Source organism: Bradyrhizobium sp. 930_D9_N1_4, assembly GCF_052076015.1.
GTDB lineage: Bacteria > Pseudomonadota > Alphaproteobacteria > Rhizobiales > Xanthobacteraceae > Bradyrhizobium.
This window is the reverse complement of the sequence record NZ_CP197236.1, coordinates 4453236-4479932: the sequence shown is the minus strand read 5'-3', so window position 1 is coordinate 4479932 and position 26697 is coordinate 4453236. Positions and strand designations below refer to the sequence as shown.

General features: G+C 65.6%; 29 protein-coding genes. 14 read left to right on the top strand and 15 right to left on the bottom strand.

Going from position 1 to position 26697, the window contains the following annotated elements:
* Positions 1-53 precede the first annotated feature (53 nt).
* Genes AB7532_RS21145 through topA form a run of 4 tightly spaced genes read right to left on the bottom strand, consistent with a single transcriptional unit; the run spans position 54 to position 6376 of the window.
* Positions 54-800: an NUDIX hydrolase gene (locus AB7532_RS21145; RefSeq protein WP_441236662.1), complete on the bottom strand. Its 747-nt coding sequence runs from the start codon at positions 798-800 to the stop codon at positions 54-56.
* A 32-nt stretch (positions 801-832) separates the two neighbouring features.
* Complete coding sequence (locus AB7532_RS21140; RefSeq protein WP_441236661.1) at positions 833-1270, bottom strand: DUF983 domain-containing protein; 438 nt, start codon at positions 1268-1270, stop codon at positions 833-835.
* A complete protein-coding gene (gene rnr, locus AB7532_RS21135; protein WP_441236660.1) occupies positions 1264-3615 on the bottom strand; it encodes a ribonuclease R in 2352 nt (783 codons plus the stop codon). Before rnr ends, AB7532_RS21140 begins: the two co-directional genes overlap by 7 nt.
* Positions 3616-3622: 7 nt before the next feature.
* A complete protein-coding gene (topA, locus tag AB7532_RS21130) occupies positions 3623-6376 on the bottom strand; it encodes a type I DNA topoisomerase (protein ID WP_441236659.1) in 2754 nt (917 codons plus the stop codon).
* A gap of 227 nt (positions 6377-6603) precedes the next feature.
* On the opposite strand from topA, the gene AB7532_RS21125 reads away from it, so the two are divergent.
* Positions 6604-6843 carry a hypothetical protein gene (locus AB7532_RS21125; protein ID WP_441236658.1) on the top strand — a complete coding sequence of 80 codons (240 nt, stop codon included), beginning with the start codon at positions 6604-6606 and terminating at the stop codon, positions 6841-6843.
* A gap of 334 nt (positions 6844-7177) precedes the next feature.
* Here the strand turns inward: AB7532_RS21125 and AB7532_RS21120 are convergent, their stop codons facing one another.
* Entirely contained in the window at positions 7178-7645 is a 468-nt protein-coding gene (locus AB7532_RS21120; protein WP_441236657.1) for a winged helix-turn-helix transcriptional regulator, read from the bottom strand.
* A 121-nt stretch (positions 7646-7766) separates the two neighbouring features.
* Between AB7532_RS21120 and AB7532_RS21115 the strand changes: the two genes are divergently transcribed.
* Together AB7532_RS21115 and AB7532_RS21110 are read left to right on the top strand one after the other, a co-directional pair.
* Positions 7767-8540, top strand: coding sequence for an SDR family oxidoreductase (locus AB7532_RS21115; RefSeq protein WP_441239329.1), 774 nt, complete (start codon positions 7767-7769; stop codon positions 8538-8540).
* Positions 8541-8716: 176 nt separating this feature from the next.
* Entirely contained in the window at positions 8717-8899 is a 183-nt protein-coding gene (locus AB7532_RS21110) for a hypothetical protein (protein WP_441236656.1), read from the top strand.
* 58 nt (positions 8900-8957) lie between these two features.
* Here AB7532_RS21110 and AB7532_RS21105 read toward each other — a convergent pair whose 3' ends face one another.
* A complete protein-coding gene (locus tag AB7532_RS21105) occupies positions 8958-9566 on the bottom strand; it encodes an FMN-dependent NADH-azoreductase (RefSeq protein ID WP_441236655.1) in 609 nt (202 codons plus the stop codon).
* A gap of 83 nt (positions 9567-9649) precedes the next feature.
* On the opposite strand from AB7532_RS21105, the gene AB7532_RS21100 reads away from it, so the two are divergent.
* Positions 9650-10057, top strand: a complete 408-nt coding sequence (locus tag AB7532_RS21100) for a winged helix-turn-helix transcriptional regulator (protein ID WP_441236654.1) — start codon at positions 9650-9652, stop codon at positions 10055-10057.
* Here the strand turns inward: AB7532_RS21100 and dprA are convergent, their stop codons facing one another.
* A complete protein-coding gene (dprA, locus tag AB7532_RS21095; RefSeq protein WP_441236653.1) occupies positions 10058-11200 on the bottom strand; it encodes a DNA-processing protein DprA in 1143 nt (380 codons plus the stop codon). It abuts the gene before it with no gap.
* Positions 11201-11290: 90 nt separating this feature from the next.
* Here dprA and AB7532_RS21090 point away from each other — a divergent pair, with 90 nt between their 5' ends.
* Positions 11291-12535, top strand: coding sequence for an amidase (locus AB7532_RS21090; RefSeq protein WP_441236652.1), 1245 nt, complete (start codon positions 11291-11293; stop codon positions 12533-12535).
* Here AB7532_RS21090 and AB7532_RS21085 read toward each other — a convergent pair.
* From AB7532_RS21085 to AB7532_RS21070, 4 genes are all read right to left on the bottom strand, one after another.
* Complete coding sequence (locus AB7532_RS21085; protein ID WP_441236651.1) at positions 12527-13720, bottom strand: patatin-like phospholipase family protein; 1194 nt, start codon at positions 13718-13720, stop codon at positions 12527-12529. The genes AB7532_RS21090 and AB7532_RS21085 overlap by 9 nt on opposite strands.
* Positions 13721-13907: 187 nt before the next feature.
* Positions 13908-14504, bottom strand: a complete 597-nt coding sequence (gene plsY / locus AB7532_RS21080) for a glycerol-3-phosphate 1-O-acyltransferase PlsY (RefSeq protein WP_441236650.1) — start codon at positions 14502-14504, stop codon at positions 13908-13910.
* A 32-nt stretch (positions 14505-14536) separates the two neighbouring features.
* A complete protein-coding gene (locus AB7532_RS21075; protein WP_441239328.1) occupies positions 14537-15838 on the bottom strand; it encodes a dihydroorotase in 1302 nt (433 codons plus the stop codon).
* A gap of 5 nt (positions 15839-15843) precedes the next feature.
* Positions 15844-16791, bottom strand: coding sequence for an aspartate carbamoyltransferase catalytic subunit (locus AB7532_RS21070; RefSeq protein ID WP_441236649.1), 948 nt, complete (start codon positions 16789-16791; stop codon positions 15844-15846).
* 276 nt (positions 16792-17067) lie between these two features.
* On the opposite strand from AB7532_RS21070, the gene AB7532_RS21065 reads away from it, so the two are divergent.
* Both AB7532_RS21065 and AB7532_RS21060 read left to right on the top strand, forming a co-directional pair.
* Positions 17068-17781 (top strand): M15 family metallopeptidase, encoded by a 714-nt coding sequence (locus AB7532_RS21065; RefSeq protein WP_441239327.1) that lies wholly within the window; start codon positions 17068-17070, stop codon positions 17779-17781.
* A 38-nt stretch (positions 17782-17819) separates the two neighbouring features.
* A complete protein-coding gene (locus AB7532_RS21060) occupies positions 17820-18584 on the top strand; it encodes a lysostaphin resistance A-like protein (RefSeq protein ID WP_441236648.1) in 765 nt (254 codons plus the stop codon).
* Between the two features lie 138 nt (positions 18585-18722).
* Here AB7532_RS21060 and AB7532_RS21055 read toward each other — a convergent pair whose 3' ends face one another.
* Both AB7532_RS21055 and ruvX read right to left on the bottom strand, forming a co-directional pair.
* Complete coding sequence (locus tag AB7532_RS21055; protein ID WP_441236647.1) at positions 18723-19646, bottom strand: AEC family transporter; 924 nt, start codon at positions 19644-19646, stop codon at positions 18723-18725.
* Positions 19647-19649: 3 nt separating this feature from the next.
* On the bottom strand, positions 19650-20141 hold the full coding sequence (gene ruvX / locus AB7532_RS21050) for a Holliday junction resolvase RuvX (protein WP_441236646.1): 492 nt from the start codon (positions 20139-20141) through the stop codon (positions 19650-19652).
* Positions 20142-20187: 46 nt separating this feature from the next.
* Here ruvX and AB7532_RS21045 point away from each other — a divergent pair, with 46 nt between their 5' ends.
* Complete coding sequence (locus tag AB7532_RS21045; protein WP_441236645.1) at positions 20188-20403, top strand: hypothetical protein; 216 nt, start codon at positions 20188-20190, stop codon at positions 20401-20403.
* Here the strand turns inward: AB7532_RS21045 and AB7532_RS21040 are convergent.
* Positions 20390-21280: a LysR substrate-binding domain-containing protein gene (locus tag AB7532_RS21040; protein ID WP_441236644.1), complete on the bottom strand. Its 891-nt coding sequence runs from the start codon at positions 21278-21280 to the stop codon at positions 20390-20392. The genes AB7532_RS21045 and AB7532_RS21040 overlap by 14 nt on opposite strands.
* 96 nt (positions 21281-21376) lie before the next feature.
* Here AB7532_RS21040 and AB7532_RS21035 point away from each other — a divergent pair, with 96 nt between their 5' ends.
* The 6 genes from AB7532_RS21035 to AB7532_RS21010 all read left to right on the top strand — a co-directional run bounded on the left by AB7532_RS21035 (position 21377) and on the right by AB7532_RS21010 (position 26025).
* Positions 21377-22390: an NAD(P)H-dependent flavin oxidoreductase gene (locus AB7532_RS21035; RefSeq protein ID WP_441236643.1), complete on the top strand. Its 1014-nt coding sequence runs from the start codon at positions 21377-21379 to the stop codon at positions 22388-22390.
* Positions 22391-22525: 135 nt separating this feature from the next.
* Positions 22526-23602: an NAD(P)H-dependent flavin oxidoreductase gene (locus tag AB7532_RS21030; RefSeq protein ID WP_441236642.1), complete on the top strand. Its 1077-nt coding sequence runs from the start codon at positions 22526-22528 to the stop codon at positions 23600-23602.
* Between the two features lie 78 nt (positions 23603-23680).
* Positions 23681-23968 (top strand): Asp-tRNA(Asn)/Glu-tRNA(Gln) amidotransferase subunit GatC, encoded by a 288-nt coding sequence (gene gatC / locus AB7532_RS21025; RefSeq protein WP_232992209.1) that lies wholly within the window; start codon positions 23681-23683, stop codon positions 23966-23968.
* 82 nt (positions 23969-24050) lie between these two features.
* Entirely contained in the window at positions 24051-24266 is a 216-nt protein-coding gene (locus AB7532_RS21020) for a hypothetical protein (protein WP_441236641.1), read from the top strand.
* A complete protein-coding gene (gene gatA / locus AB7532_RS21015) occupies positions 24263-25738 on the top strand; it encodes an Asp-tRNA(Asn)/Glu-tRNA(Gln) amidotransferase subunit GatA (protein WP_441236640.1) in 1476 nt (491 codons plus the stop codon). Before AB7532_RS21020 ends, gatA begins: the two co-directional genes overlap by 4 nt.
* A complete protein-coding gene (locus tag AB7532_RS21010; RefSeq protein ID WP_441236639.1) occupies positions 25729-26025 on the top strand; it encodes a hypothetical protein in 297 nt (98 codons plus the stop codon). Before gatA ends, AB7532_RS21010 begins: the two co-directional genes overlap by 10 nt.
* Here AB7532_RS21010 and AB7532_RS21005 read toward each other — a convergent pair.
* The gene (locus AB7532_RS21005; protein ID WP_441239326.1) at positions 26014-26688 is read right to left on the bottom strand and encodes a CC0125/CC1285 family lipoprotein; all 675 of its coding nucleotides are present in this window, start codon (positions 26686-26688) and stop codon (positions 26014-26016) included. The two genes, AB7532_RS21010 and AB7532_RS21005, sit on opposite strands and share 12 nt — an antisense overlap.
* Positions 26689-26697 lie beyond the last annotated feature (9 nt).

Here is a 26697-nt window from a genome sequence, read left to right as displayed (position 1 = left end):
CGGACGCATGATTCCGGTGGGGTGATGTGGCTGCGCCTCAATGAGTCCGCGTCCTAGCCCAGAATATCCTTCTGCATCTTGCCGCCATAGAAATGGAAGAACGGCACCGGCGCGTCGTGGCGCAGCGGGCCGGTGGCAAGGCGGGTGTCGAGCTCGTTGAGCACGTTGCGCGTCATCGGATGCAGGTCGGCGAGCGGCTTCGAGCCGAGCTCGACCCAGACCAGCTCGACCAGCTCGGCATCGGCATGGATCACGCCATCGACGCGATGGGTGATGGCGGAGGCATCCGCCGTGAAGAAGCGGGTGTCGAACCGCTTGACGCGGCCGGGCGGGGTGATCGCGCGTGCGATCAGGAACAGGCTGGAGGGATCGGGCAGCAGGCCCGCATCCGCAAAGGGCTTCCAGGCGCCTTCGAGTTTTGCCTTCCCCTCGATCTTGCGTCCCAGGCAGAGGCCGGTCTCCTCGCAGGCTTCGCGGATCGCGGCGATGGCGAGCGACTTGGCGCGCGAGGCGGGCGTCTTCGGGCTGCCCTTGGCGAGATTGGCTTCCAGCTCGGTGGTGATGGGCGCGGCACACGGCACGCGATAATCGTCCTTGTCGACGCGGCCGCCGGGGAAGACGAACTTTCCGGGCATGAACACCACCTTGTCGTGGCGCTTGCCGACCAGGACTTTTGGAATCGTGCCGCTGCGATCGACCAGGATCAGCGTCGCGGCATCCTTGGGACGGAAATAAGGATGGTGATCGGCTTCTTTCTGGTCGTGGACCTTCGCCTTTTCGTCCTGCGAAATATCCGTCATGTCCTCACCCAAACCGCTTTTTGATTATTTGCTTAGACCGGCGGAATACCATCCGGCGGGTTCTCGTCAAAGCCGTGCATGCGCAGAGCCCATTGCAGGCCGACCACAGCTCCTTTCACCGGCTGGAGCAACGCCAGCGAGGCGACGAAGGTGAAGGGCAGATAGGCGGCAAAGCTGAGCCAGGCCGGCGTGGTGTAATTGGTTTCGATCCACAATATCGCGGGCACCACGATGTGGCCGACGATGACGATGACGAGATAGGCGGGCAGGTCGTCGGCGCGATGTGGCGTGAAGTCGAGGCCGCAGACCGCGCAATTGTCGGCGGTTTTCAGGAAGGCGCGGAACAGCTTGCCCTCGCCGCAGCGCGGGCAGCGGCTGCGAAAGCCGCGCTTTATCGCCGCCCAGACGTCGCGCTTCTCGACCAGACCGGTCTCGCGCGTCCAGATCTTTGGGGCCGTGCTCGTCACCATGCCTTGCCCTTCTGGCCCTTGCCTTTGCCCTTGTTCTTGCTCTTCTTGGGCTTGCCGGATTTCGGCTTCGGCGGCTTGTGTTTTTTCGCCGGGCTGCGTCCGGGCTGGGCCTTGAAGGAGGGGCGGCGTTGCGGACCGGATGACCGGCGGTCGCGCGGCGCGGTCTCGCTGGCCGACGACAGCAGCTCGAAGCGCAGCGCGCCCGCAACAGGGGCTGCTTCGATCAGGCGAACGTCGACGACGTCGCCGAGCTGGTACATGGTGCGGCTGCGCGTGCCGACGAGGGCGTGGCGGCCCTCGTCATAGTTGAAATATTCCGTGCCGAGGGACCGGATCGGGATCAGGCCGTCGGCGCCGGTATCGGCGAGCTTCACGAACAGGCCGGCGCGCGTGACGCCGGAGACGCGGCCCTGGAACGTCGAGCCGATGCGGTCGGCGAGGTGATGGGCAATCAGACGGTCCACGGTTTCCCGCTCCGCCTTCATCGCGCGCCGTTCGGTCACCGAGATGTGGGCTGCGACCTCGCCAAGCGTTTCCGGCGTCTCGCTGTCGGGCAGGGCACCTTCGCCGAGCCCGAGCGCGCGGACCAGCGCGCGGTGCACGACGAGGTCGGCATAGCGGCGGATCGGCGAGGTGAAATGCGCGTAGCGACGCAAATTCAGACCGAAATGACCGTAATTCTCCGAGGAATATTCGGCCTGCGACTGGGAGCGCAGCACCACCTCGCTGACCAGCGGGAAGTGATCATGGCCTTCGAGCTGGGCCAGCACGCGGTTGAACAGAGCCGGGCGCAGAGCGCCTGATTTCGCGAAGGGGACGTCCAGCGTCTTCAAAAATTCCTGGAGCGCATGAACCTTCTCCAGCGTCGGCTCGTCATGCACGCGGTAGATCAGCGGGAGCGATTTCTTCTCCAGCATCTCGGCCGCGGCGACGTTGGCGAGGATCATGAACTCCTCGATCAGCTTGTGCGCGTCGAGCCTGTCGGGGATGATGACGCGGTCGACGGTGCCGTCGCTCTTCAACAGGATTTTTCGCTCAGGCAGATCGAGATTGAGCGGATCGCGCTCGTCGCGCGCGCGTTTGGCGCAGGCATAAGCCGAGTAGAGAGGTTTGAGGATCGGATCGAGCAGAGGGCCGGTGGTGTCGTCGGGCCGCCCGTCGATCGCGGCCTGCGCCTGCGCGTAGCTCAGCTTGGCGGCCGAGCGCATCAGAATGCGATGAAAGCTGTGCGAGCGCTTGCGGCCGTCGGGGCCGAGCACCATCCGCACCGCGAGTGCGCCGCGCGGCTCGCCGGGGACCAGCGAGCAGAGATCGTTGGAGATGCGCTCCGGCAGCATCGGTACGACGCGGTCGGGGAAATAGACCGAGTTGCCGCGGTCGAGCGCATCGCGGTCGAGCGCGGTGCCCGGCCGGACATAGAAGCTGACATCGGCGATGGCGACGTTGACGATGAAGCCGCCCTTGTTGTTGGGATCGTCGTCCGGCTGCGCATGCACCGCGTCGTCGTGGTCCTTGGCGTCGGGCGGATCGATGGTGACGAGCGGGACGTCGCGCCAGTCTTCACGTCCTTTCAGGTTCGCGGGCTCTGCGGCTTCCGCATCGCGCATCGCGCCAGAGGAGAATTGCAGCGGGATGTCGTGGGCGTAGATCGCGATCAGGCTGATCGCCTTCTCCGACTTGACCGAGCCGAGCTTCTCCTTCACCCGGCCGGAGGCGAGGCCGAAGCTGCGCGAGCGGATGATGTCGACGCTGACGAGGTCGCCGTCCTGGGCGCCGTGCGTCTCGGCCGCGGCGATGTTCAACTCGCGGTCGGCGCCTTTCTTGTCGACGGGCACGAGCCGTCCGCCGCCGTCGGGCAGGCTGCGGAAAACACCGAGGATGCGGCTTTTGGTCTTGTCGAAGACCTTGATGACGTGGCCGCGATAGGCCGGACCCTCGGTCTCGTTGCTCGGCTCGACGCGCAGCAGCACGCGGTCACGGACGCCGGCGACGGTGCCGGGCTTCGGCCGGCGCGGCATCTGGATGCGGATTTTGGGGGGCTCGCCGCTTTCGACCTCGTCCCATTCGGTAGGGGTGGCGATCAATTCGCCGTCGGGGTCGCGGCCCGTAATGTCGGCGACCAACGTCGTCGGCAGGGTGTCCGGCTCGGATACCGTGTGGCGCTTCTTCTTGATGGTGCCGTCGTCCGCGAGCTCGCGCAGCAGGCGCTTGAGCTCGATGCGATCGGCGTTCTTCAGGCCGAACTCGCGCGCAATTTCGCGGGTGCCGACGTTTCCCTGGTTTGCCTTGATGAAGGCGACGATGGCTTGCCGGTCGGGAAAGCCATGGTCATTCTTGCGTTTCACTTAACCTCTAATTGGTGCCGGCACTTTTCTTGGCCGGAGCTTTGGCGCCGGATGCCTTGGTCGGCGACGTCTTGACTGCTGAAGTCTTGGCGGTCGACGACACGGCTGCGCGCGCCTTGCTGGTGGATTCGGTTTTCGATTTGGCCGCCTTCTTCGCAGCCGGTTTCTTCTTCGGCGCGGCGTCGTCGCCGTCCGCAGCCTTGGCAGTCTTCTTGGCCTTGGCCGGCTTGGCCGCCTTCTTCGGTTTCTTGCCGCCACCCTTGGCCGCGCGCTCGTCGATCAGTGCGATCGCCTGCGGCAGCGTGATGGCGTCCTTCTCGATATCGCTCGGGATCGTCGCGTTGACGCCGCCGGCCGTGACATAGGCGCCGTAGCGGCCGCCCTTCACGGTGACGGTGCCAAGCGTCGGATGATCGCCGATGGCCTTGCCGGGATCGGCGCCGAAGCGGCGGCTTGGACCCTTGGCGATCTTCTCCGCGATCAGCGTGACCGCGCGGTTGATGCCGATGTCGAAGACTTCGTCGCCGGCCTCGAGGCTGGCATAGGTCTTCTCGTGCTTCACGAACGGCCCGAAGCGCCCGAGGCCAGCGGTGATCGGCTCGCCGGTTTCCGGATGCTTGCCGATCTCGCGCGGCAGCGACAGCAGTTTCAGCGCAAGCTCGAGCTCGACATCGCCGGGCGAGGTGCCCTTCGGAATGCCCGCGCGCTTCGGCTTCTCGCCTTCCTCGTAATCCTTCTGCTCGCCGAGCTGGATGTAGGGGCCGAAGCGGCCGGCCTTGACCCAGACATCGCGACCGGTGACGGGATCCTGGCCGAGCGAACGGTCGGCCGTCTGCTCGCTGTCGGCGGCGAGCTGACGGGTGTAGCGGCACTCCGGATAGTTCGAGCAGCCGACGAAGGCGCCGAACTTGCCGGCCTTCAGATTGAGCCGGCCGTTGCCGCAGCTCGGGCACTGCCTGATGTCGCCGCCATCCGCGCGCGGCGGATAGATGTGCTGGCCCAGCATGTCGTCGAGCACATCGAGCACCTGCGCGACGCGCAGATCCTTGATCTCGTCGACGGCGCCGATGAAGCCGGTCCAGAAATCCTTCAGCACCTGCTGCCAGGAGATCTCGTTGTTGGAGATGCGGTCGAGCTGCTCTTCGAGGCCGGCGGTGAAATCGTATTCGACGTAGCGGGCAAAGAAGCTCTCGAGGAAGGCGACCACGACGCGGCCCTTGTCCTCGCCATGCAGGCGCTTCTTCTCCAGCTTGACGTAGCCGCGAGCCTTCAGCACATCGAGGATCGAGGCATAGGTCGAGGGACGGCCGATGCCGAGCTCTTCCATGCGCTTGACCAGCGAGGCCTCGGAGAAACGCGGCGGCGGCTCGGTGAAGTGCTGGGTGACGGCGAGCGACTGCCGCTTGAGCGCATCGTTCGGGCTCATCGCGGGCAGGCGGCGGGAGTCCTCGTCCTCCTCGTCGTCGCGGCCTTCCTGATAGAGCGCGAGGAAGCCGTCGAACTTGACGACCTGGCCGGTCGCGCGCAGCTCCAGCGTCCGGCCGCCGGCTTTCGCCGTGATGTCGACCGTGGTGCGCTCGAGCTCGGCGGATTCCATCTGGCTTGCAATGGTGCGCTTCCAGATCAATTCGTAGAGCCGCGCCTGATCAGACTCGAGCTTGCGGCTCATGCTGTCAGGGCGGCGCGACATGTCGGTCGGACGGATCGCTTCGTGCGCTTCCTGGGCGTTCTTGGCCTTGGCCTGGTACTGGCGCGGGGCGTCCGGCACGTAGGCGTTGCCGTAATCCTCGCCGATCACCTTGCGCGCCTGGGTGATCGCGGACGGATCGATCTGCACGCCGTCGGTCCGCATGTAAGTAATGAGTCCGGTGGTCTCGCCACCGATGTCAATGCCTTCATAGAGGCGCTGCGCGATGCGCATCGTGTGCGCCGGGGCAAAGCCGTATTTGCGGCTGGCTTCCTGCTGCAGCGTCGACGTCGTGAACGGCGCCTGCGGATTGCGCCGGGCGGGCTTCGCATCGACGGAGGTGACGGCGTAGGCGGCCGTTTCCAGCGCCTTCTTGAAGTCTTCCGCTTCAGCGCCGGTGCCGATGTCGAGGCGCTGGATCTTCTTGCCGTCGGCGCCGACGAGACGGGCTTCGAAGGCATCGCCGCGCGGTGTCAGCAGGGTTGCGATCAGCGACCAATATTCGCGCGCAACGAACTTCTCGATCTCGAGCTCGCGATCGCAGACCAGCCGCAACGCCACCGACTGCACACGGCCGGCCGAGCGGGCGCCCGGCAGCTTGCGCCACAGCACGGGGGAGAGGGTGAAGCCGACCAGATAGTCCAGCGCGCGGCGCGCCATATAGGCGTCGACCAGCGCGCCGTCGATCTGGCGCGGATTCTTCATCGCGTCCGTGACCGCCTGCTTGGTGATGGCGTTGAACACCACGCGCTCGATCTTGTGGTCCTTCAGCGCGCGCTTCTCTTTCAACACCTCCAGCACGTGCCAGGAGATGGCCTCGCCCTCGCGATCAGGGTCGGTCGCGAGAATCAGGCGGTCCGCGTTCTTCAGGGACTTGGCGATATCGTTGAGCCGGCCGGCCGCCTTGGGATCGACCTCCCAGATCATCTTGAAATTGGCGTCGGGATCGACGGAGCCGTTCTTCGCGGGCAAGTCGCGGACATGCCCGAACGAGGCCAGAACCTCGTAGGACGAGCCCAGATACTTGTTGATCGTCTTGGCTTTCGCCGGCGACTCCACAATGACGATATTCATGTAGTTCCAGTAACTTATGGGGAAATTCCGGGCCGAATTCGATGAGATTCGGGTCGGCCCTTTCGACCCGAACATGGGTGGTGCGACCCCCGCTGTCAAATCGAAGGGTGTTGAAAGCCCGCGAAATGGGAAAAGTTTCATATCGCGAAAGTTGCGAAATACCACCTTGGAGTTGTGGCTGGTGTGGGCGTAGAGTCTCTCCGGGGCATGGATTCGGGTGGGGTCTGGTGACTAGGCCGGGGAAGAAACGAGCGCGCGCCGCGTCCGGCGCGCGAGGGAGCTTACGCAACGAGGAACCGGGGGAGGGCGGCGTCGAAGAGGCCGTCGCCTTCATCGCCGAGCAGGTGACGGCTTTGCGCAAGCTGGCCGAGCGCCACAAGCTCGATGTGCTGCATTATCTCCTGGGGATGACCAAGCTCGAAGCCGACGAGCACCTGCGGCTGCGGAGCAAGCGCAAGTTGTCGTAGCGGCGGGAGAGAGCCGGGCCGTCGCCCTTCGAGGGCCGCTGACGAAGCGGCCACCTCAGGGTGACGGGGAGAAATTTGGAGGCGTTGCTCTATCCCCGTCATTGCGAGCGCAGCGAAGCAATCCAGAGTCTTTCCGCGGGTGGCAGTCTGGATTGCTTCCGCCTTCGCTAAAGCTTCGGCGGGACAAGTCGCTGCGCTCGCAATGACGGTGGAGAGGCAGCTATGGGTCGTCACGTGCGCGTAGCCCGGATGGAGCGAAGCGCAATCCGGGATTCTCGCCGCGGATTAAGTGGCCCCGGATTTCGCTTCGCTGCATCCGGGCTACGCAGATCCGTCAGGCCGATCGCTTTCGCGGTGGTGGGCGCAGCTTCACTACGGTGTCGGCTGGCGTGAGCAGGCGCCCGTCCTCCGCGCGCATTTCGAGCTTTTTCACCAGGCGGCCTTTCTCGCGATCGACCAGAATGGTCGCGATCTGCTCTGGCGTGTCGTCGAACTCCTCGCTCCATTGCCGGAGCGCCACCAGGATCGGGAAAGTGCCGCGGCCCTTCGGCGTCAGCAGATATTCGGAATAGGCGCTGCCGTCGGAGGCGGGGGCTGTTTCCAGAATGCCGTGATCGACAAGCGCACGTAGCCGCGTGGACAAAATGTTCCTGGCCATACCGAGCCTGCTCTGAAACTCGCCGAAGCGGCGGACGCCGAACAGCGCTTCACGGATGATCAGCAGCGACCACCAGTCGCCGATCGCTTCCAGCGACCGCGCGATCGGGCAGGAATCGCCCTCGAAGCTGGTTCGTTTCACCATCGTCCTAGTCCTTGCGCATTCGCCCGATGTCGGCGCCGATCACGCGCTTGTGTGGTTGCATCATAAAACCGTATGGCCTAGATGGCAACTCAGTTTCATTATGCAACCACTGGAGGCGAACGTGAGACTTCAAGGCAAGACGGCACTGATTACGGGTGGCAATAGCGGCATCGGCCTGGCAACGGCAAAGCTGTTCGTGGCGGAGGGCGCCAAGGTGGTGATCACCGGGCGCAACAAGGAAACGCTCGACGCGGCCGCAAAGGAGCTCGGCCCGAACGCGCTCGCGCTCGTCGCTGACGCCACCGACATCGCCGCGACCGACGCGGCGATCAAAAAGGGTGCCGAGAAGTTCGGCAAGTTCGACGTCGTGTTCGCCAATGCCGGCATTCCCGGCGGCACGCCGCTGGGATCGGCGACGCTCGAGGTTTTCGAGAAAGTCATCAGCACGAACCTCACCGGCGTGTTCTTCACCGTTCAATCCGCGCTGCCTTATCTCAACGACAATGCCTCAATCATCCTCAACGGCTCGGTGATCTCGGTGCTCGGCATTCCCGGTTACTCGGCTTACGGCGCGGCCAAGGCCGGCGTGCGCGCGATGGCGCGGATCATGGCGTCGGAACTGTCGCCGCGCGGCATTCGCGTCAACGTCGTTGCGCCCGGCGCGATCCGCACGCCGATCTGGGGTGCTGCGGTTGCAACGCCTGAAGCGGAGAAGGCGTTCGAGGCGCGCATCGGGTTGTCCACGCCGCTTGGGCGCATTGGTGAACCAGATCACATCTCAAAGACGGTGCTGTTCCTTGCGTCGGATGATGCCGCGCACATTCAAGGCCAGGAGATCTTCGTTGACGGAGGCGCGGTCGCCTCTCCCGCGGGCGCACCGATCTATCGCGGCTGATCAACTCTGTCGAAAATTGAATCGGCCGGCACGATCATTGCGGTTGTGTCGACCGGTTCCTGCATCCCGGCGAACGTATGGCTCTGAACCTTCCGTGAGGCGTTGAACCTTCGCATCTGCTGCGCAGACATTTTTACGGGCAGGGGTCACAAGACTCAATTTCAATGGAGCCCGTAATGCCAAAAGCAGCTCGCATTTTTCCGTCGATTTCAGAACCGCATATTTACAGCGAACCTTCCGCCATTCCGGCCAAACGCTCCGGCCGGTCCGAGTTGATCGGCGTCGCCATTTTCTCCGGCATCGGCCTGTTCATTTCACTCGTTGCCGTCATCCTGGGCGTTCAAGGCGCCTGGTTTTAGCGCAGTCGAACTCTCAGCCGCCGCCGGCGACCGGCAGCGGCTGGTGTCGGCGTGAGCCTTACGCGGCGCGCAAGGAGGTTGCGGCCTGGAGCGCACCGGCCAACGCCTTCTCGCGATGCTCGGGGCCGACCTGGATGCCGTCGGCGACGATGAATTCGGGGCTGGTGACGCCCATGAATGCGAACACGCCGCGCAGATAGGTTTCGAGATGCTCGAGCGACGCCGCCGGCGTGCCCGGGCCGTAATAGCCGCCGCGCGAGATCGCCACGATCACGCGCTTGCTGCCGGCGAGGCCCTGCGGGCCGTTCGCATCGTATTTGAACGTCTTCCCCGCCACGAGGACGCGGTCGATCCAGGCCTTAAGCTGGCTCGGGATGGTGAAATTGTACATGGGCGCGCCAATCACGACGATGTCGGCATCGAGGAACTCGTTCAGCACCGCCGCGCTCGCGGCAAGATCGGGTCCGAGTTCCGCAGGCGCGGGTGCACCTTGCGCGGCCGCCAGATGCGAGCCGGAGAGGTGGGCGAGCGGCGTCTGGGTCAGGTCGCGATAGGCGATGTCGAGCGAAGGCGTCGTCTGCCGGAGACGGTCGACGATGGCGGCGGAAACCTGCCGGGAGACGGAGTGGGGGCCGAGCACGCTGGAGTCGATATGGAGGAGTTTCATTGGGGTCACCCATGGTATATGTTTGTAACTGGCACTACATGAGTGACTGTCGAAATCCCCGCAAGAACGCACTTTTTTGAGCCATGGGCACATCTTTGAAACCTGCGCACACCGATTTGCCTGCTCCGCTTGTGCCGAGTCCCGACCATGCCGACTGCCGCGGGGTGGCGTCGGTCCTGTCGCGCGTCGGCGATAAATGGAGCGTGTTCGTCATCATGAATTTGAGCGACGGTCCGAAGCGCTTCAACGAGCTGAAGCGTACGATCAACGGCATCTCGCAGCGGATGCTTACCCTGACCTTGCGCGGGCTGGAGCGCGACGGTCTCGTCACGCGCACGATCTTCCCGACCATTCCGCCGCGGGTCGATTACGAACTGACAGATCTCGGCCGCGGGCTTCAGGAGCCGGTGAAGGCGCTCGGGCAATGGGCGTTCGATCACCAGCCGCAGATCGCGGCGGCGCGCACGCGCTTCGACGCGAAGGCTGGCTAGCTAGATCAGCGACACCAATCCACCGCCGTGACGCTCGAGCCTTCCGGCCAGCTCGAGCTCCAGCAGCACCGTGCGCACGATCGTGGGCGAGGCGCCGGACATCCGCACGAGATCGTCGATTCCCATCGGCACGGGGCCGAGCAGGTTGATGATCTGGTCGCGGTCGTGGCTCTGCGGATCGTGCTCGAACGGCTCGCTGTCAGGCTCGCTTATCGGATGCATCGGCGGCCGTTCCATGATCGGCTGGACCGCGTTGACGATGTCGGCGACCTCAGTGACGAGCGTCGCGCCCTGCTTGATCAGATCGTTGGTGCCGGCGGCGCGCGGATCGAGCGGCGAGCCGGGGACGGCGAACACTTCGCGGCCCTGTTCGGCTGCCATGCGCGCGGTGATCAGGGAGCCCGAGCGGTGCGCCGCTTCCACCACGACCACGCCGAGTGCAGCTCCCGAGATCAGCCGGTTGCGGCGGGGGAAATCGCGGGCGCGCGGCTCGTGGCCGAGCGGCATCTCGGAAATCGCCGCGCCCTTGTGATCGAGGATCGATGCCAGCAGATCGCCATGCTCGGGCGGATAGATGCAATCATGTCCACCGGCGAGCACCGCGATCGTGCCGCTCTCGACGCTGGTGCGATGTGCGGCCTGATCGACGCCGCGGGCGAGCCCGGAGATGACGATGAAGCCGGCTTCACCAAGCTGACGCGCGAGCTGACCGGCGAACTTCAGCCCGGCGCCCGAGGCATTGCGCGAGCCGACGATGGCGATCATCGGCCGCATCAAGGTCGTGTTGTCGCCGCGTACCGCGAGCAGCGGCGGTGCATCGTCGATCATCGCCAGCCGCGCGGGATAACCGTCCTCGCCGGGCGCGCGCCAGGCGATGCCGAATTTGCGGCTTGCAGCGAGCTCGGCCCTGGCCTCATCCGCGCTGCATATGCGGCCCGATCGCTGCGCACCACCACGGCGCGCCAGATCGGGCAAGCGCTCCAGCGCCGCGCGCGCCGTGCCGAAATGATCGACAAGCGAACGGAAGGTGCGCGGCCCGACATTGTCGGAGCGGATCAGCCGCAGACGGTCGATCCGCTCCGCCTCGGTCAGCTCCACACTGGGATTGATGGCGTCCACGGCGTCTCCTTGTGGGAGCAGCATGGAACAACCTGAGGGCGTGGGCAACAGTGACGTGCGCTTGCACGGCGTTGTCGCGATGCTAAAAGCGATACCAATAAGAAGGGTATTGCCATGATCTCACTCGCCGACCTCCAGCGCCGCATTGAAGCGGGCGAGCTTTCGCCCGAGGACGCCATCGCCCAGTCGCATGCGGCGATCGAGGCCAAGGAGAAGGATGTCCGCGCGTTCGTCCGCCACGACAAATCGGCGAAGGCGCAGAACGCCGGGCCGCTGCGCGGCATCGCGGTCGGCATCAAGGACATCATCGACACCGCCAACATGCCGACCGAGATGGGCTCGAAGATCTATCGCGGCTGGCAGCCGCGTTCGGATGCGCCCGTCGTCATGATGCTGAAGCGGGCAGGCGCCACCATCATCGGCAAGACCACGACCACGGCGTTCGCCTCGCGTGATCCGACGCCGACGCTCAATCCGCACAATCTCGGCCATACGCCCGGCGGCTCGTCGTCGGGCTCGGCGGCGGCGGTCGGCGCCGGCATGATTCCGTTGGCGCTGGGCACCCAGACCGGCGGCTCGGTGATCCGGCCTGCGGCCTATTGCGGAGCGGCCGCGATCAAGCCGTCGTTCCGGATGCTGCCGACGGTCGGGGTCAAATGCTATTCATGGGCGCTCGACACGGTGGGCCTGTTCGGATCGCGCGCGGAAGATCTTGCGCGTGGCCTTCTGGGCATGACCGGCCGCACCGAATTCTCCGGCATTGCTCCGGCGAAGGCGCCGCGCATCGGCGTTGTCAGGCAGGAGTTTGCCGGCGCCGTCGAGCCGGCGGCCGAGGAGGGGTTGCAAGCCGCGATCAAGGCCGCGGAGCGCGCCGGTGCCAGCGTGAAGACCATCGCGCTGCCGGCGTCCGTGCAGGAGGCCTGGCGCATCCATCCCATCATCCAGGACTTCGAGGCGCATCGCGCGCTTGCCTGGGAATTCGACGCGCGTCACGACGAGATCGAGCCGATGCTGCGTGCCAGCCTCGACGCGACGGTCGGGCTGACGCCGAAGGACTATGACGAGGCGCGCCGGATCGCCCGGCGCGGCCGCCGCGAGCTCGGTGAATTGTTCGAAGGCTTCGACGTGCTGTTGACCTATTCGGCGCCGGGCACGCCGCCGTCCAAGGAGCTCGCGACCACCGGTGACCCCCGCTACAACCGGGTGTGGACGCTGATGGGCAATCCTTGCGTCAACGTGCCGGTGCTGAAGGTCGGCGGCCTGCCGGTCGGCGTGCAGGTGATCGCGCGCTTCGGAAATGATCCGGTGGCACTGTCGTCGGCGTGGTTCCTGGAGAACGCGCTGGCGACATCAGGCTAGCGCGGGCTCGCCCACGGGCAGGGTGTGTTGGGCCTCGGTGCCGACTGCACCTTGTGTGCCTGCGGCGCCTTGCCCGAGCCAGCGCGCGGCGGCCTCGCGGCCGCTCCGGTGCAGCGTGCGGATGAAGCCGCGGCCTAGATCGGTGGATGAGCGCTGCGCCAGTCCCTCGACGGAGTCTTCGGCCGCGATCCTGGAGAGCCGCAGAGTGGGCGCAGCATGTGACTGTGCCCATTCGATCGCGGCGATCTCGGCATTGAGCGCGGCATTGGCCGCGATCTGGTCGAGGCGGCGGTCGATCGCGGCGAGCGTGATCGGCACGTAGCTGTCGCGCGCCGGCGTGACCTGAATGAGCAGCAGGTCGGCGGTTGCAGATTCCTGCACCAGCTTCACCAGCGCCGGATTGCCACCAAAACCGCCGTCCCAATAGGCCTCGCCCTCGATCTCGACGGCGCAATGAACCAGCGGCGGGCAGGTCGAGGCCAGCGCGACGTCGGCGGTGATGGAATCGTTGCGGAAGATCTGTTGCTGGCCGTCGCGAATGCGCGTTGCCGCGATCAGCAGTTTCGGGCACGCCGCATCGCGCAAGCTCGCGAAATTGATGTCGCGCGAGAGTGCCTGGCGCAGCGGGTCGAGATCGAACGGATCGAACTGGCCGGAGCGCAGCGTCGTCCCGAACGCGACCGAGCTTCCCGCCGGCGAGAAGCCGCCGACCAGCATCAGCGAGCGGAACGAGGCCTCGTGCATCAGGCGGATCCAGAAACGGTTCAGCCGGTTGCGGGCGCCTTCGCGACCGCCTTCGACCAGGCCGGACGCGAGCAGCAGCGCATTGATGGCACCTGCGCTGGCGCCGCTGATGGTGTCGATCTCGATATCAGGCTCTTCCAGCAGCCGCTCCAGCACGCCCCAGGTGAAGGCGGCAAAGGTGCCGCCGCCCTGAAGCGCGAGCGAGAGTTTTCGGGGCGGCCATTGCTTCGCGCGCGTCACCGGCGCAGCCTCGGTTACGACCTCGCGCGCGGCTGGAACGTCGGGAGCGGATGGCAGAGCCGGTGGAGGAACGGGGACAGGCTCAAGCGCGGGACGCGGCGAGGGCGCATCGGACCAGATGCTCGTCGTCGACAGCAGCCGGCTTGCCGCAGTGCCCTGCGGGCCACCCTCGTCATGTGTGCCGTCAATCTTCGCGCTCATTCTGAGCACCCGCGTAACGCCATGTCCGCTGCCAGGATGACAGGCATGGAACCCGTTCGCTACAGCCTGCCGTGAGTCGGCTCGAAGTTGCGAACAGCAATTGTCATATGATGCGGAGGTGGTGCGGCGGTATCCGTACTTTTTCCGGCCCTCGATTTTTTGACGCGTTTTCTCGACGCGAACCGATTCAGGCTTTTTCGCCGATCCGGCTTTCCTTGCCCGATTGCAACCGCTTGATGTTCTCGCGATGCGCGTAGAACAGCAGCAGCGTCAGCACCGCGGCCAATGCTGCGAGCGCGAGGTGCCCGAACCACCACAGGAATATGGGCGTGATGAACGAGGCCACCAGTGCGGAGAGCGAGGAGTAGCGGGTGGTGAAAGCGGTCGCCAGCCAGAGCACGCAGAACACCAATGCGGCCGGCCAGAACAGGCCGAGCAGGATGCCGATATAGACCGCGACGCCCTTGCCGCCCTTGAACTTCAGCCAGACCGGGAAGAGATGACCGAGGAAGGCGCCGAGCCCGGCCAGCATCGCGGCATCGGGGCCTGCGATCGTGCCGGCGATCACCACGGCCACGGTGCCCTTGAGCGCGTCGAGCAGCAGTGTGCCCGCGGCCAAGCTCTTGCGGCCCGTGCGCAGCACATTGGTGGCGCCGATGCTGCCGGAACCGATCGAGCGGATATCCTGTGTGCCGGCGAGCCTGGTCAGGACCAGCCCGAACGGAATCGAGCCGAGCAGGTAGCCGATGACGAAGGCCACCGGCAGAAAGGCATCAAGCCCCATGGTTGAATCTCCATGTCGAACGAACCTGCACGTCAGACATGCTCATACACCGTTCGTCCGCCGACAATGGTGCGCACCACGCGGCCTGTAAAGCGGGCCTCGTCGAACGGAGTGTTCTTGCAGGGCGATTTCAGATCGGCGGGATCGACCACCCAGGGCACATCGGGGTCGATCACGATGACATCCGCCGGGGCGCCTGCGCGCAGGGTTCCGCCGGGCAGGCCGAGCAGTTCGGCCGGCCGGGTCGACATCGCCTTGATCAGCGTCTTCAGGTCCATCTCGCCATTGTGCACGAGCCGCAAGCCCGCCGGCAGCATGGTCTCGAGCCCGATGGCGCCGGGAGCGGCTTCCGCGAACGGCAGGCGCTTGACCTCGACGTCCTGCGGATTGTGATCGGACATGATGACGTCGACGAGACCGGACGCCATCGCCTCCACCAGCGCGCGGCGGTCGTCCTCGCTGCGCAGCGGCGGCGACAGCTTCAGGAACGAGCGGTAGGGGCCGATATCGTTCTCGTTCAGCGCCAGATGATTGATCGAGACCGAGGCGCTGACGGCGAGGCCGGCGTCGCGCGCGCGCTTGAGGATCTCGAGCGACTCGATGCAGGACAGCGAGGCCGCGTGATAGCGGCCGCCGGTCAGGGCGACGAGGCGCATGTCGCGTTCGAGCATCACGGCCTCGGCGGTTTTCGGGATGCCCATCAGGCCGAGCCGCGAGGCGAACTCGCCCTCGTTCATCACGCCTTCGCCGACGAGATCGGGATCCTCGGTGAAGTGCACGATCAGCGCGTCGAAGTCGCGGGCGTAGGTGAGCGCGCGGCGCATCACCTGCGCATTGGTCACGCTCCGGTCGCTGTCGCTGAAGGCGACCGCGCCGGCCGCCTTGAGCAGGCCGAATTCGGTCATTTCCTCGCCGCGCATGCCCTTGGTGAGCGCGGCCATCGGCTGGATATTGACGATCGCGGTGTCGCGGGCGCGGCGCATCACGAAGTCGACGGTCGCCGAATTGTCGATGACCGGAGACGTATCGGGCTGGCAGATGATGGTGGTGATGCCGCCGGTCGCAGCCGCCTGGCTCGCCGAGGCAAAGGTTTCGCGATGGCTGAAGCCGGGCTCGCCGACAAAGGCGCGCATATCGATCAGGCCGGGCGCGACGACCTTGCCGGAGCAGTTGACGATGTCGGTGCCCTCGGGGACGCCGGCAGCGCCGATGCCGCGGCGGGTCTCGCGGATGGCACCGTCGGCGATGAGGACGTCGCCGATGCCGTCGAAATCCCTGGAGGGATCGATGACGCGGGCGTTGGCGAGCAGGATGGGGCGGCGGTCGGTCAGCATCGGCATCACGCGTTCGGCAGGTTGCGGGCGAGCGCTTCAAGCACCGCCATGCGCACGGCGACGCCCATCTCGACCTGTTCGCGGATCAGCGATTGCGCGCCGTCGGCAACCGCAGTGTCGATCTCGACGCCGCGGTTCATCGGGCCGGGATGCATCACGAGGGCATCCGGCTTGGCGTAAGCGAGCTTCTTCTGGTCGAGCCCGAAATAGTGGAAATATTCGGAGGTCGAGGGCACGAAGGAGCCGTTCATGCGCTCGCGCTGGAGCCGCAGCATCATCACGATGTCAGCGCCGTTGAGACCCTCGCGCATGTCGCGTGCGACCTCGACGCCCATCCGCTCGATGCCGGGCGGCAGCAGCGTGGACGGGCCGACGACGCGGACGCGGGCACCCATGGTGTTGAGCAGGATGATGTTGGAGCGGGCAACGCGCGAATGCAGCACGTCGCCGCAGATCGCGACCACGAGCCCTTCGATGCGGCCCTTGTTGCGGCGAATGGTCAGCGCGTCGAGCAGCGCCTGGGTCGGATGCTCATGCGCGCCGTCACCGGCATTGATCACGGAACCGTCGACCTTGCGCGCCAGCAGTTCCACCGCGCCGGAGGCGTGATGGCGCATCACCAGGATGTCCGGGTGCATGGCGTTTAGCGTCATCGCGGTGTCGATCAGCGTCTCGCCCTTCTTGATGGACGAGGAGGCGACCGACATGTTCATGACGTCCGCGCCGAGCCGCTTTCCCGCGAGCTCGAACGACGACTGGGTTCGGGTGGAGGCCTCGAAGAAGAGGTTCACCTGCGTCCGTCCCCGCAGGACGGTGCGCTTCTTGTCAACCTGGCGGTTGAGCTCGACATATTCTTCGGACAGGTCGAGGAGGCCGGTGATGTCGGCCGCGGAAAGGCCCTCGATGCCCAGCAAATGCCGGTGGCCGAGGACGAAGGTCGATTTCGATGTCATTAAAGCGAGAGCTATAGGCGCGGATGGCTGGGGGGGCAAGGGCCAAAGCCGGGGCGGGGAGTTATCCCCTGATCTGTCGGTTTTGGCTCATACTCTCCGTCATGCCCGGGCTTGTCCCGCCTGCGCGGCCGAAGCCGCTTCGGCGCGGCGAAGGCCCGGGCATCCACAATCTTCAATCGCATTTGAGGTAAAAGGACGTGGATGGCCGGGACAAGCCCGGCCATGACGGCGGGGACACATCACGTGAAAACAATTTGGACGGCGCTCTTCGCCGCTATGATGATCGGCGCAGCCCACGCCCAATCGCTCCCCGGCGGCTTCGTCTATTTGCGCGACATCGACGCCACCATCATCCAGGACATCCGCTACGCCACATCGAACAATTTTGTCGGCCGTCCGCTCGCCGGATACAACGCCGGCGAATGCGTCGTGATGCGCCAGGTGGGGCTGCGGCTGAAGGCGGTTCAGCAGGAACTCGCCACGCAAAATCTCTCGCTCAAGATGTTCGACTGTTACCGGCCCGCGCGGGCTTCGCTCGACATGGTGAAGTGGTCGCAGAACGGCCGCGAGACGGCCGCCGAACGGCGCTACAATCCGAAGATCCCGAAGACCGAGTTGTTCCGCCTCGGTTACATCGCAAACCGCTCGCAGCATTCGACGGGGGCGGCGCTCGATCTCACGCTGGTCGATCTCAAGGCCGACAATTCGGCCAAGATTGACCCGTCGAAAACCTATGCCGATTGCACGGCGCCGGTCGAAGCGCGGCTGCCGGAAGGCAGCGTCGACATGGGGACCGGCTATGACTGCACGGACACGAAAGGCCATACCGCGGCGTCGTCGATCACGCCGGACCAGCGCGTCTGGCGCAGGCGGCTGGTGGCTGCGATGGCGAAGCAAGGCTTTGTGAACTATTCGAAGGAGTGGTGGCATTTTTCCCTGCCGGGGGCGGGCGTGGCGGCCTATGATTTCCCGATTCAACCGCGACGTTGAATGCCCGATGGTTTGCCGCACCTAACGAAGGCCTCTTGATGGATTCCCTCAATCCCGATCTCCCGCCGCTGACCGTAACGCCCGCGCCGCCGCGCGTCTGGATGTTCTGGGGCACGGCGGTGTGGGGCATCGTCATTTTCGGGGCCATGTTCGTCGGGCAAGTCGGTGCCATTATCTACCTGGTCTGGGAGCACGGCGCTCCCATGAGTCTCGCGTCGATGCAGGACGTCGGTCGCGAGCCCGCGGCGCTCGCGCTGTCGGTGACCATGGGCCTGCCGGCGACGCTGGCTGCGGTGTGGCTCGCGATCCGCATCAAGAAGGCTTCCTTCGTCGACTACCTCGCGCTGCACTGGCCGTCCTGGAAGCAGCTTCTGCTCGGCGCCGTCGGGTTGATCCTGGTCGTGGTCATCTGGGAGACGATGTCGCGCAGCCTGGGGCGCGAGGCGACGCCGGGGTTCATGACGGATCTGCTGAAATCCGGCCGCGACAAGGGCGCCGCCGTGATGCTGTTGTTCGCGTTCAGCGTGGCGGCGCCGATGTCGGAAGAGGTTTTGGCGCGCGGGTTCCTGTTTCGTGGCTGGTCGGCGAGCTTCCTGCGCGTGCCCGGCGCGATCCTGCTGTCGTCGCTGGTCTGGACGGCCGTGCATCTGCAATACGATTTGTACTTCCTCGCCGAGGTGTTTTCGATCGGCGTCTGGTTCGGCTACATGCGTTATCGCGCAAATTCGCTCTGGCTCACCATCATGCTGCATGCGCTGAACAATCTGACGGCGGTGGTGCTGACGATGTGGCTGGGGAGTTAGCCCTGCTGCTGCTCCACACTCGGTCATTGCGAGGAGCCCTTGCGACGAAGCAATCCAGAGTGCCTCCGTGGAGGGATTCTGGATTGCTTCGCTGCGCTCGCAATGACGAGGCGAGAGAGGTGTGTGCAATAACGCGTTCTACGCCACCAGTGCGATCGCGATCGGCATGGTGATCGCCGCCAAAATCGTCTGTAGTGTGATGATCTGCGCCAGTAGTGGCGCATCGCCGCCCATTTGGCGGGCCAGTACATAGGCGCTGGGCGAGGTCGGCACTGCCGCGCAGATCGCGACGATCGCGAGGTTGGTGCCTGACAGCCCGAACCAGACGGCGAGCGCCAGCGCGAGGACAGGCATCAGAGCCAGCTTGAACGCCACGCCGAGCGTTACGCCAAGGCTTGGGCGGAACAGGCCCTTGAGCTGCAGGCCCGCGCCGGTGACGAGCAGGCCGATCGCGAGCGAGGAGCGGCCGAGAGCGTCCGCGACCTCGTGCCAGATCTTTGGCAGCGGCAGATGAATGAGGTTGATGGCGAGCCCGATCACGCAGGCCCAGATCAGGGGATTGCGGATCACCGTCATGACGATCGCGCGCGCGGACTGTTTCTCGGGCGAGGCGTAATGGGCGAGCACCGCGACGCTGAACACGTTGACCAGCGGAATGATCGCGACCATGGCGACGGAGGCCAGCGCCAGCCCGACATCGCCATACAGGTTGGCGGAGACGGAGAGCGCCACATAGGTCTGCCAGCGCGTCGCGCCCTGGAAGATCGAGGTGAAGGCGGGGCCGTCGATGTCGAGCCGCGCCAGCACCGGGCGCAGCGCAAGGCAGAGCAGCGACATCGCGAGCGCCGACAGCAGCAGCGCGCCGCCGACGCCGGCGACCGGGACTTTGGAGAGATCCGCCTTCACCAGCGTCTGGATCAAGAGCATTGGGAAAAGGACAAAGTAGGTCAGCCGTTCCAGCCCGTGCCATTGCGTGTCGAGCCGCATCAGGCTGTGGCGGAGCACCACGCCGAGCACGATGAGGATGAAGACCGGCAGCAACGCCGCGATCACCACGATCATGGATCAGCCAGCCCCCGGGCTGGCGCGAAGATTGGCGAGGCGGTCGAGCGCGCCTTGCAGGATGAAGATCGCGGCGTGCTCGTCGATCACCTCGGCGCGCTTGGCGCGGCTGACGTCCATGCCGATCAGCTCGCGCTCGACGGCTGCGGTCGAGAGGCGCTCGTCCCAGAGGCCGATCGGCAGTGCGGTCAGCCCGGCAAGGTTGCGGGCGAACGCGCGGGTGGATTGCGCGCGGGGCCCCTCGCTGCCGTCCATGTTGATGGGCAGACCGAGCACGAAACCGACCACTTTCCGCTCGGCGGCGATCGCGAGGAGGCGGGCCGCGTCCTGCTTGAACTGTTTGCGCTGGATCGTCTCGACGCCGGTCGCGAGCCGGCGATCCGGATTGGAGACGGCAACGCCGATGGTTTTGGTCCCCAGATCGAGCCCGATCAACCCGCCGCGTTCGGGCCAGTGGGTTGCAGCATCGACGATTGGCAGGATAAGAGCCGGCATGAGTTAGCGCATATCATGCGTCGCGCTGCGGAGTGAACCCGAAACAATGGATGCGCTGACCCTATTCGGCCTGTTTGCCGTCACCGCGATGCTGGTCTGCTATGCCCTGGAGGATCGCAGCCACTGGTTCGTGCTGCTGTTCGCAATATCCTGTGCGTTCGGCTCGGCGTACGGCTTCCTGCAAGGCGCCTGGCCATTCGGCCTGGTCGAGGCGATCTGGGCTCTGGTTGCGCTGCGGCGGTGGATGCTCAGGCCGCGATGATTTCGTCGTCTGCCTGCAGGCAGGAGATGAAACCGCTCAGCGCACTGTATTGATGCCCTGCGCGACGTTGGATGAAGAGCGTCTCGACCCGCGCATGCGAAGGGCTCAGCGTGTGCATCGAGACGCTGCCGTTCATCGCGCTACGCTCGACCACGGCCCGCGGCAGCAGCGTCACGCCCATGTCGGCGGCGACGCAGCCGATCATGCCGTCGAGCGTGCCGAGCTCGAAGCGTGCGGCCGACGGCCAACCGAACTCGACGAAGATCTGTTCGAGCCGCTGGCGGTAGGTGCAGCCGGTGCGGAAGGCGAGTGCGGTCGGGCCGGACTCCGGCGTGCCGGCGCGCAGTTCGGCAAGCGAACCCCAGCGCCGTGCGCTGACCAGCACCAGCTCTTCGCGAAAGGCGCTGGCGGCAAACAAATCCGCGTGCTCGATTGGACCTGCAACAAAGGCGCCATCGAGCGTGCCATCCAGCACGGCGGCCACGAGGTCGGCGGTGGTCGCGGTGCGCAGCGTCAGCCGCACGGCGGGAAAGCGCCGATGGAAATCGGCGAGCAGGGGCGGCAGCCGCACGGCCGCGGTGGTTTCCATCGAGCCGATCGCGAGCGGTCCTTTCGGCTCACCGTCGTCGCGCGCGGCGAGGACGGCCTCGTGCGACAGCGCGGTCATCTTCTGCGCGTAGGGCAGGAGACGCTTGCCGGCGGCCGTGAGTGTCATGCCGCGACTGTGCCGCTCGAACAGCGGCGTGCCGATCTCCGCCTCCAGCGCCTTCACGCGCTGGGTGACATTCGACTGCACCGTGTTGAGCTCTTCGGCGGCGCGGGTGATGCCGCCGGTGCGGGCGACAGCGGCGAAGGTCTGGATATCGCTGAGTTCCATGGCGTCGTTTCGCTTTTGTGATGGGAACGTTCGCAACAATTCATTTTTCGTGAATGCTAGTTGCGCCTAGTGTTCCTGTCCAGAGTGGGAGAACCCATGTCGATCGCCACGCCACTGACGGAGCTTCTCGGGATCAGGCATCCGATCCTGTCGGCCCCCATGGACACGATCGCCGGCAGCCGGCTGACCCGCGCCGTCAGCGAGGCCGGCGGATTCGGGATCCTCGGCGGGGGCTATGGCGACCGCGCGCGGCTGGAGGCCGAGGCCCGCGAGCTGAACGGTTTTGCGCCGTTCGGCATCGGCTTCATCACCTGGAGCCTTGCCAAGCAGCCCGATCTTCTCGATGTCGCGCTCGACGCTCGGCCGCAAGCCATCATGCTGTCGTTCGGCGATCCCGCACCGTTCGCGCCGCGTATCAAGGCACGCGGCGTACGATTGATCTGCCAGGTGCAGAGCGAGGAGATGGCGAAGCAGGCACTGGATGCCGGCGCCGAGATTTTAATCGCGCAGGGGACGGAGGCGGGTGGCCATGGCGCATCGCGCACCACCGTCGATATCGTGCCGGCGATCGTCGACCTTGCGGCCGGGCGGGTGCCTGTTGTCGCGGCCGGCGGTATCGCTGACGGTCGCGGCCTTGCGGCGATGATGATGCTGGGCGCATCCGGCGTGCTGATCGGGACGCGGTTCTATGCGAGCGTGGAGGCCAATGGTGCGGAGGAGGCGAAGCAGCGCATTCGCGCGGCTGATGGCAACGACACGGTGCGCGGCGTCGTTCCCGATTGGTCGAGAGAGCTGTTCTGGCCGGCCCCGTTCACCGCGCGCACATTGATGAACGGCCACATCAAGAGCTGGACCGGCCGCGAAGTCGAGCTGATGCAGCGCGCCGGTGAAATTGCCGCGCAGTATGCTGCGGCGAAAATGGCGGGCGATTTCGAAATCGCGGCCGTGTTTGCGGGTGAGGCGGTCGGCCTGATCCATGATATTCCCCCGGCGGCCGAGATCGTCGAACGCATCGCGGCCGAAGCCGAGCAGCTGCTGGCGGGGCGAAGAAACTCCAGTGCTTCTTTCCCTTCTCCCCTTGCGGAGAAGGTGGCGCGTAACGCCGGCTGAGGGGTTCTACCCGCGGAGAGTAAAGTCAAATTCGAGCGGTCTGCGTCCGCGGATGCAAACCCCTCACCCGTCTCGCCGCTGCGCGGCGATCCACCCCCTCCCACAAGGGGAGAGGGCAAGAGCGAGAGACACACCATGTGGCCTGACCGTCGACTGATCGACCTCTTCAAGACCGAATTCCCGATCGTGCTGGCGCCGATGGCCGGCGTGATGGACGCGGAACTGGTGATCGCCGTGGCAGAGGGCGGCGGGCTCGGCTCGCTGCCGAGCGCGATGCTGTCGCCGGAGAAGGCGCGTGAGCAGGTCAACATCATCCGCCAGCGGGTGAAGGCGCCGGTGAACATGAATTTCTTCTGCCATACCCCGGTTGATCTCACGGCAGAAGCCGAGGCGCGCTGGAAGCAGCGGCTGGCGGGCTATTACACCGAGCACGGTCTCGATCCCGCCGCGCCGATCAATGCCGCGAACCGTGCGCCGTTCGACGCCTCCTTCTGTGAGGTCGTCGAGGAGCTGAAGCCGGAAATCGTCAGCTTTCATTTCGGCCTGCCTGATGCATCGCTGCTCAAGCGCGTCAAGGCGGCCGGCTGCCTCGTCATCTCGTCGGCGACGACGGTGAAGGAAGCGGTCTGGCTGGAACAGCACGGTGTCGATGCCGTCATCGCGCAGGGCGCCGAGGCCGGCGGCCATCGCGGCATGTTCCTGACCGACAAGATTTCCGAGCAGCCCGGCACCTTTGCGCTGGTGCCGCAGGTCGCCGATGCCGTGAAGGTGCCTGTGATCGCGGCCGGTGGCATTGCCGACGGGCGCGGCATCGCAGCCGCCTTCGCACTCGGTGCCTCCGGCGTGCAGATCGGCAGCGCCTACTTGCGTTGTCCGGAATCCAAGGTCAGCGCGGGCGGCCGCGTGGCGCTGGCCGAGGCGCGGGACGATTCCACCGTCATCACCAATGTCATGACCGGGCGTCCGGCGCGCGGCGTGCAGAACCGCGTGATGCGCGAGGCCGGCCCGATCTCGCCGGATGCGCCGCCGTTCCCGCACGCCGCGACCGCGCTGGGACCGCTGAAGGCGTCCGCCGAAAAGCAGGGCAGGGTGGATTTCACCAATCTCTGGGCCGGACAGGCCGTGGCCCTGGGTCGCGAGGTCCCGGCAGCCGAATTGACCCGGGATTTTGCCAAATCGGCTCTGGCCCGCATGAAGGCGCTCGCTGGATAAGCGGGAAAGCGCCGGTTGCGGCGCAAAACCGGCCTCTGCTATACGGCAGTTAGATTTTGCCGTGAGAGGCCGTATATAATGTCCGTCGACGCCGCTACCGTCCGCCGCATCGCGCATCTGGCGCGCATTGCGGTTTCCGAGGGCGAGGTTCCGCATCTGCAGGGCGAGCTCAACGCCATGCTCGCCTTTGTCGAGCAGCTCTCGGAGGTCAATGTCGAGGGCGTGGAGCCCATGACCTCGGTGACCCCGATGCAGATGAAGAAGCGGCTGGATGTGGTCAATGACGGCGAGATCGCCGACGATATCGTTGCCAATGCGCCCGCGACCGAGGGGCACTTCTTCCTGGTGCCGAAGGTCGTCGAGTAATTGCAGAGCGTTTTCGAGCGAAGTGGAAGCCGGTTCGCGTCAAGAAAACGCGTCAAACTAAAGAGTCTCAGGACGCCGCCCGATGTGCATGCTTTGCGACGATGAGAAGGCCTATCAGGCCTACATGAACTACCTCGACAAGATGGAGCGGCAGGGCAAGGCCGCCGATCCCAATGTCGCCGTCAATGCCGTGCTCGACGAGATCGAGGCCGCAGCGAACGCTGCCGCCAAGACAAAAGACGACCCGGCCAACGACAAGACCCTGTCTCCGTTCTTCTGCAGCCCGATCAATAAATGACCGATTTGACATCCCTGACGCTCGCCGAGGCCCGCAAGGGTCTCGCGGCAAAAACCTTCACGTCCCTCGAGCTGACCGACGCGCATCTGAGCGCGATCGAGGCCGCGCGGGTGCTCAATGCCTTCGTGATGGAGACGCCGGACCAGGCGCGCGCCATGGCGCGCGAGGCGGACGCCGAGATCGCCAAGGGCAACGCCGGCCCGCTCGCGGGCATTCCGCTTGGCATCAAGGACCTGTTCGCGACCAAGGGCGTGCGCACTACGGCGTGCTCGAAAATCCTCGGCAATTTCGTGCCGACCTATGAGTCCACCATCACCTCGCAGCTCTGGCGCGACGGCGCGGTGATGCTCGGCAAGCTCAACAATGACGAGTTCGCGATGGGCTCGGCGAACGAGACCTCGTGCTTCGGTCCCGTCGGCAATCCCTGGCGGCGTGAGGGAAGCAACACGACGCTGGTGCCGGGCGGCTCGTCCGGCGGCTCGGCCTCGGCCGTGGCGGCGCTGCTGTGCATGGGGGCGACCGCGACCGACACCGGCGGCTCGATCCGCCAGCCGGCGGCGTTCACCGCGACCGTCGGCATCAAGCCGACCTATGGCCGCTGCTCGCGCTGGGGCATCGTCGCCTTTGCCTCCTCGCTCGACCAGGCGGGTCCTATCGCGCGCAGCGTGCGCGATAGCGCGATGCTGCTGCGCTCGATGGCCGGGCACGATCCGAAGGATACGACCTCGGTCGACATTCCCGTGCCGGATTACGAAGCCGCGATCGGAAAGTCCGTGAAGGGCAAGAGGATCGGCATCCCCAAGGAGTATCGCCTCGACGGCATGCCGGCCGAGATCGAAAAGCTTTGGGAAGCGGGCGCAGCCTGGCTGAAGACGGCCGGCGCCGAGCTGGTCGAGGTGTCGCTGCCGCACACGAAGTATGCGCTGCCGGCCTATTACATCGTGGCGCCGGCGGAAGCCTCGTCGAACCTCGCGCGTTATGACGGCGTTCGCTACGGCCTGCGCGAGCAGGGCAAGACCATCCACGAGCTCTACGAGAACACCCGCGCCGAAGGCTTTGGCGCGGAGGTGCGCCGCCGCGTCATGATCGGGACCTACGTGCTCTCGGCCGGTTATTACGACGCCTATTATCTGCGCGCCCAGAAGGTGCGCACGCTGATCAAGCGGGATTTCGAGGACTGTTTCGCCATGGGCGTCGATGCCATCCTGACGCCGGCGACGCCGTCGGCGGCCTTCGGCATCGGCGAGAAGGGCGGCGCCGATCCCGTCGAGATGTATCTCAACGACATCTTCACGGTGACCGTGAACATGGCGGGCCTGCCTGGCATCGCCGTGCCCGCCGGCAAGGACGCGCAGGGCCTGCCGCTCGGGCTTCAGCTGATCGGCCGTCCCTTCGACGAGGAGACTTTGTTCTCGCTCGGCGAGGTGATCGAGCAGGCTGCCGGCCGCTTCACGCCGACGAGGTGGTGGTGAATGTCGCTGATTTCATCGCGAGCCTCGACGGTGCAGCACCGGCGCCGGACCTGAACGCGCCGCTCGCCGGACTGTGGTGGGCCGGCAAGGGCGACTGGGACCAGGCGCACAGGATCGTTCAAAATGATAGCGGCCGCGACGCCGCCTGGGTGCACGCCTATCTGCACCGGGTCGAAGGCGATCTCGGCAATGCCGGCTATTGGTACCGCCAGGCCGGCCAGGTGGCGGCAAATGATTCACTGGAGGCGGAGTGGAACCGGATCGCGGCCACGCTGCTAGCGAAGTGAAGGCGCACCGCCACCTATTCCCTGCTGCGGCTTCAGCATGTCCTTCGGCAGCAGATAATCGTGCACATGCGGACAGACATTGCCGACACCACACTTCTCGGCCTTGATGATCGGCTCGAGCTGCGCGAGGAGTGTCCTGGCGTTGAACACGCTGGGAGGTGCCGCGTTCACCGGTGCGGCCAGGAAGTGGATGTCAGCCTCGATCCCCGGCTTGGGACCAGCCGCGACGGGAGCCGAGTAAACGAACAGCGTGCCGCCGCGCGCCAACCTGACCGGCGCGAGCGGCCGGTTGGCTGGATCGGCACTGTCAGGTCGAAACCTGAATGCGGAGGCTTCGTCCCGCGACACCGGAATCTGCGTCTTGAGCGATGGGATCGCACTTGCGAGCCGGGCGTCGTGACGATCCTCCGTCGGTGGACGCCGCATGACGAACCGCACGTCCGACAGGATCTCGAATCCCGCAAAGCCTTTTTCGACGGCGAGCTCGGCACACCGGTTGAGCCAGTAGACCTGGACGGTTTCGCGGGTGGTGTACCCGTTGCCCTGGAACGTGACCCGATAAACGTCAGGCCGCAATTCCCTGACCTCCGCGCCGCCAATCAAACCTGATTGCTGATATGGTGTCGCACACGATGTGAGCATGACGGCCGCCGCCGCCAACATCAAAGCACG

Bases quoted from the DNA above. Each gene is read 5' to 3' on its own strand.
- AB7532_RS21145 (WP_441236662.1), bottom strand. From the start codon at position 800: ATGACGGATATTTCGCAGGACGAAAAGGCGAAGGTCCACGACCAGAAA.
- AB7532_RS21140 (WP_441236661.1), bottom strand. From the start codon at position 1,270: ATGGTGACGAGCACGGCCCCAAAGATCTGGACGCGCGAGACCGGTCTG.
- topA (WP_441236659.1), bottom strand. From the start codon at position 6,376: ATGAATATCGTCATTGTGGAGTCGCCGGCGAAAGCCAAGACGATCAAC.
- AB7532_RS21120 (WP_441236657.1), bottom strand. From the start codon at position 7,645: ATGGTGAAACGAACCAGCTTCGAGGGCGATTCCTGCCCGATCGCGCGG.
- AB7532_RS21110 (WP_441236656.1), top strand. From the start codon at position 8,717: ATGCCAAAAGCAGCTCGCATTTTTCCGTCGATTTCAGAACCGCATATT.
- AB7532_RS21105 (WP_441236655.1), bottom strand. From the start codon at position 9,566: ATGAAACTCCTCCATATCGACTCCAGCGTGCTCGGCCCCCACTCCGTC.
- AB7532_RS21100 (WP_441236654.1), top strand. From the start codon at position 9,650: ATGGGCACATCTTTGAAACCTGCGCACACCGATTTGCCTGCTCCGCTT.
- dprA (WP_441236653.1), bottom strand. From the start codon at position 11,200: ATGCTGCTCCCACAAGGAGACGCCGTGGACGCCATCAATCCCAGTGTG.
- AB7532_RS21090 (WP_441236652.1), top strand. From the start codon at position 11,291: ATGATCTCACTCGCCGACCTCCAGCGCCGCATTGAAGCGGGCGAGCTT.
- AB7532_RS21085 (WP_441236651.1), bottom strand. From the start codon at position 13,720: ATGAGCGCGAAGATTGACGGCACACATGACGAGGGTGGCCCGCAGGGC.
- plsY (WP_441236650.1), bottom strand. From the start codon at position 14,504: ATGGGGCTTGATGCCTTTCTGCCGGTGGCCTTCGTCATCGGCTACCTG.
- AB7532_RS21075 (WP_441239328.1), bottom strand. From the start codon at position 15,838: ATGCTGACCGACCGCCGCCCCATCCTGCTCGCCAACGCCCGCGTCATC.
- AB7532_RS21070 (WP_441236649.1), bottom strand. From the start codon at position 16,791: ATGACATCGAAATCGACCTTCGTCCTCGGCCACCGGCATTTGCTGGGC.
- AB7532_RS21065 (WP_441239327.1), top strand. From the start codon at position 17,068: ATGATGATCGGCGCAGCCCACGCCCAATCGCTCCCCGGCGGCTTCGTC.
- AB7532_RS21060 (WP_441236648.1), top strand. From the start codon at position 17,820: ATGGATTCCCTCAATCCCGATCTCCCGCCGCTGACCGTAACGCCCGCG.
- AB7532_RS21055 (WP_441236647.1), bottom strand. From the start codon at position 19,646: ATGATCGTGGTGATCGCGGCGTTGCTGCCGGTCTTCATCCTCATCGTG.
- ruvX (WP_441236646.1), bottom strand. From the start codon at position 20,141: ATGCCGGCTCTTATCCTGCCAATCGTCGATGCTGCAACCCACTGGCCC.
- AB7532_RS21045 (WP_441236645.1), top strand. From the start codon at position 20,188: ATGGATGCGCTGACCCTATTCGGCCTGTTTGCCGTCACCGCGATGCTG.
- AB7532_RS21040 (WP_441236644.1), bottom strand. From the start codon at position 21,280: ATGGAACTCAGCGATATCCAGACCTTCGCCGCTGTCGCCCGCACCGGC.
- AB7532_RS21035 (WP_441236643.1), top strand. From the start codon at position 21,377: ATGTCGATCGCCACGCCACTGACGGAGCTTCTCGGGATCAGGCATCCG.
- AB7532_RS21030 (WP_441236642.1), top strand. From the start codon at position 22,526: ATGTGGCCTGACCGTCGACTGATCGACCTCTTCAAGACCGAATTCCCG.
- gatC (WP_232992209.1), top strand. From the start codon at position 23,681: ATGTCCGTCGACGCCGCTACCGTCCGCCGCATCGCGCATCTGGCGCGC.
- AB7532_RS21020 (WP_441236641.1), top strand. From the start codon at position 24,051: ATGTGCATGCTTTGCGACGATGAGAAGGCCTATCAGGCCTACATGAAC.
- gatA (WP_441236640.1), top strand. From the start codon at position 24,263: ATGACCGATTTGACATCCCTGACGCTCGCCGAGGCCCGCAAGGGTCTC.
- AB7532_RS21005 (WP_441239326.1), bottom strand. From the start codon at position 26,688: ATGTTGGCGGCGGCGGCCGTCATGCTCACATCGTGTGCGACACCATAT.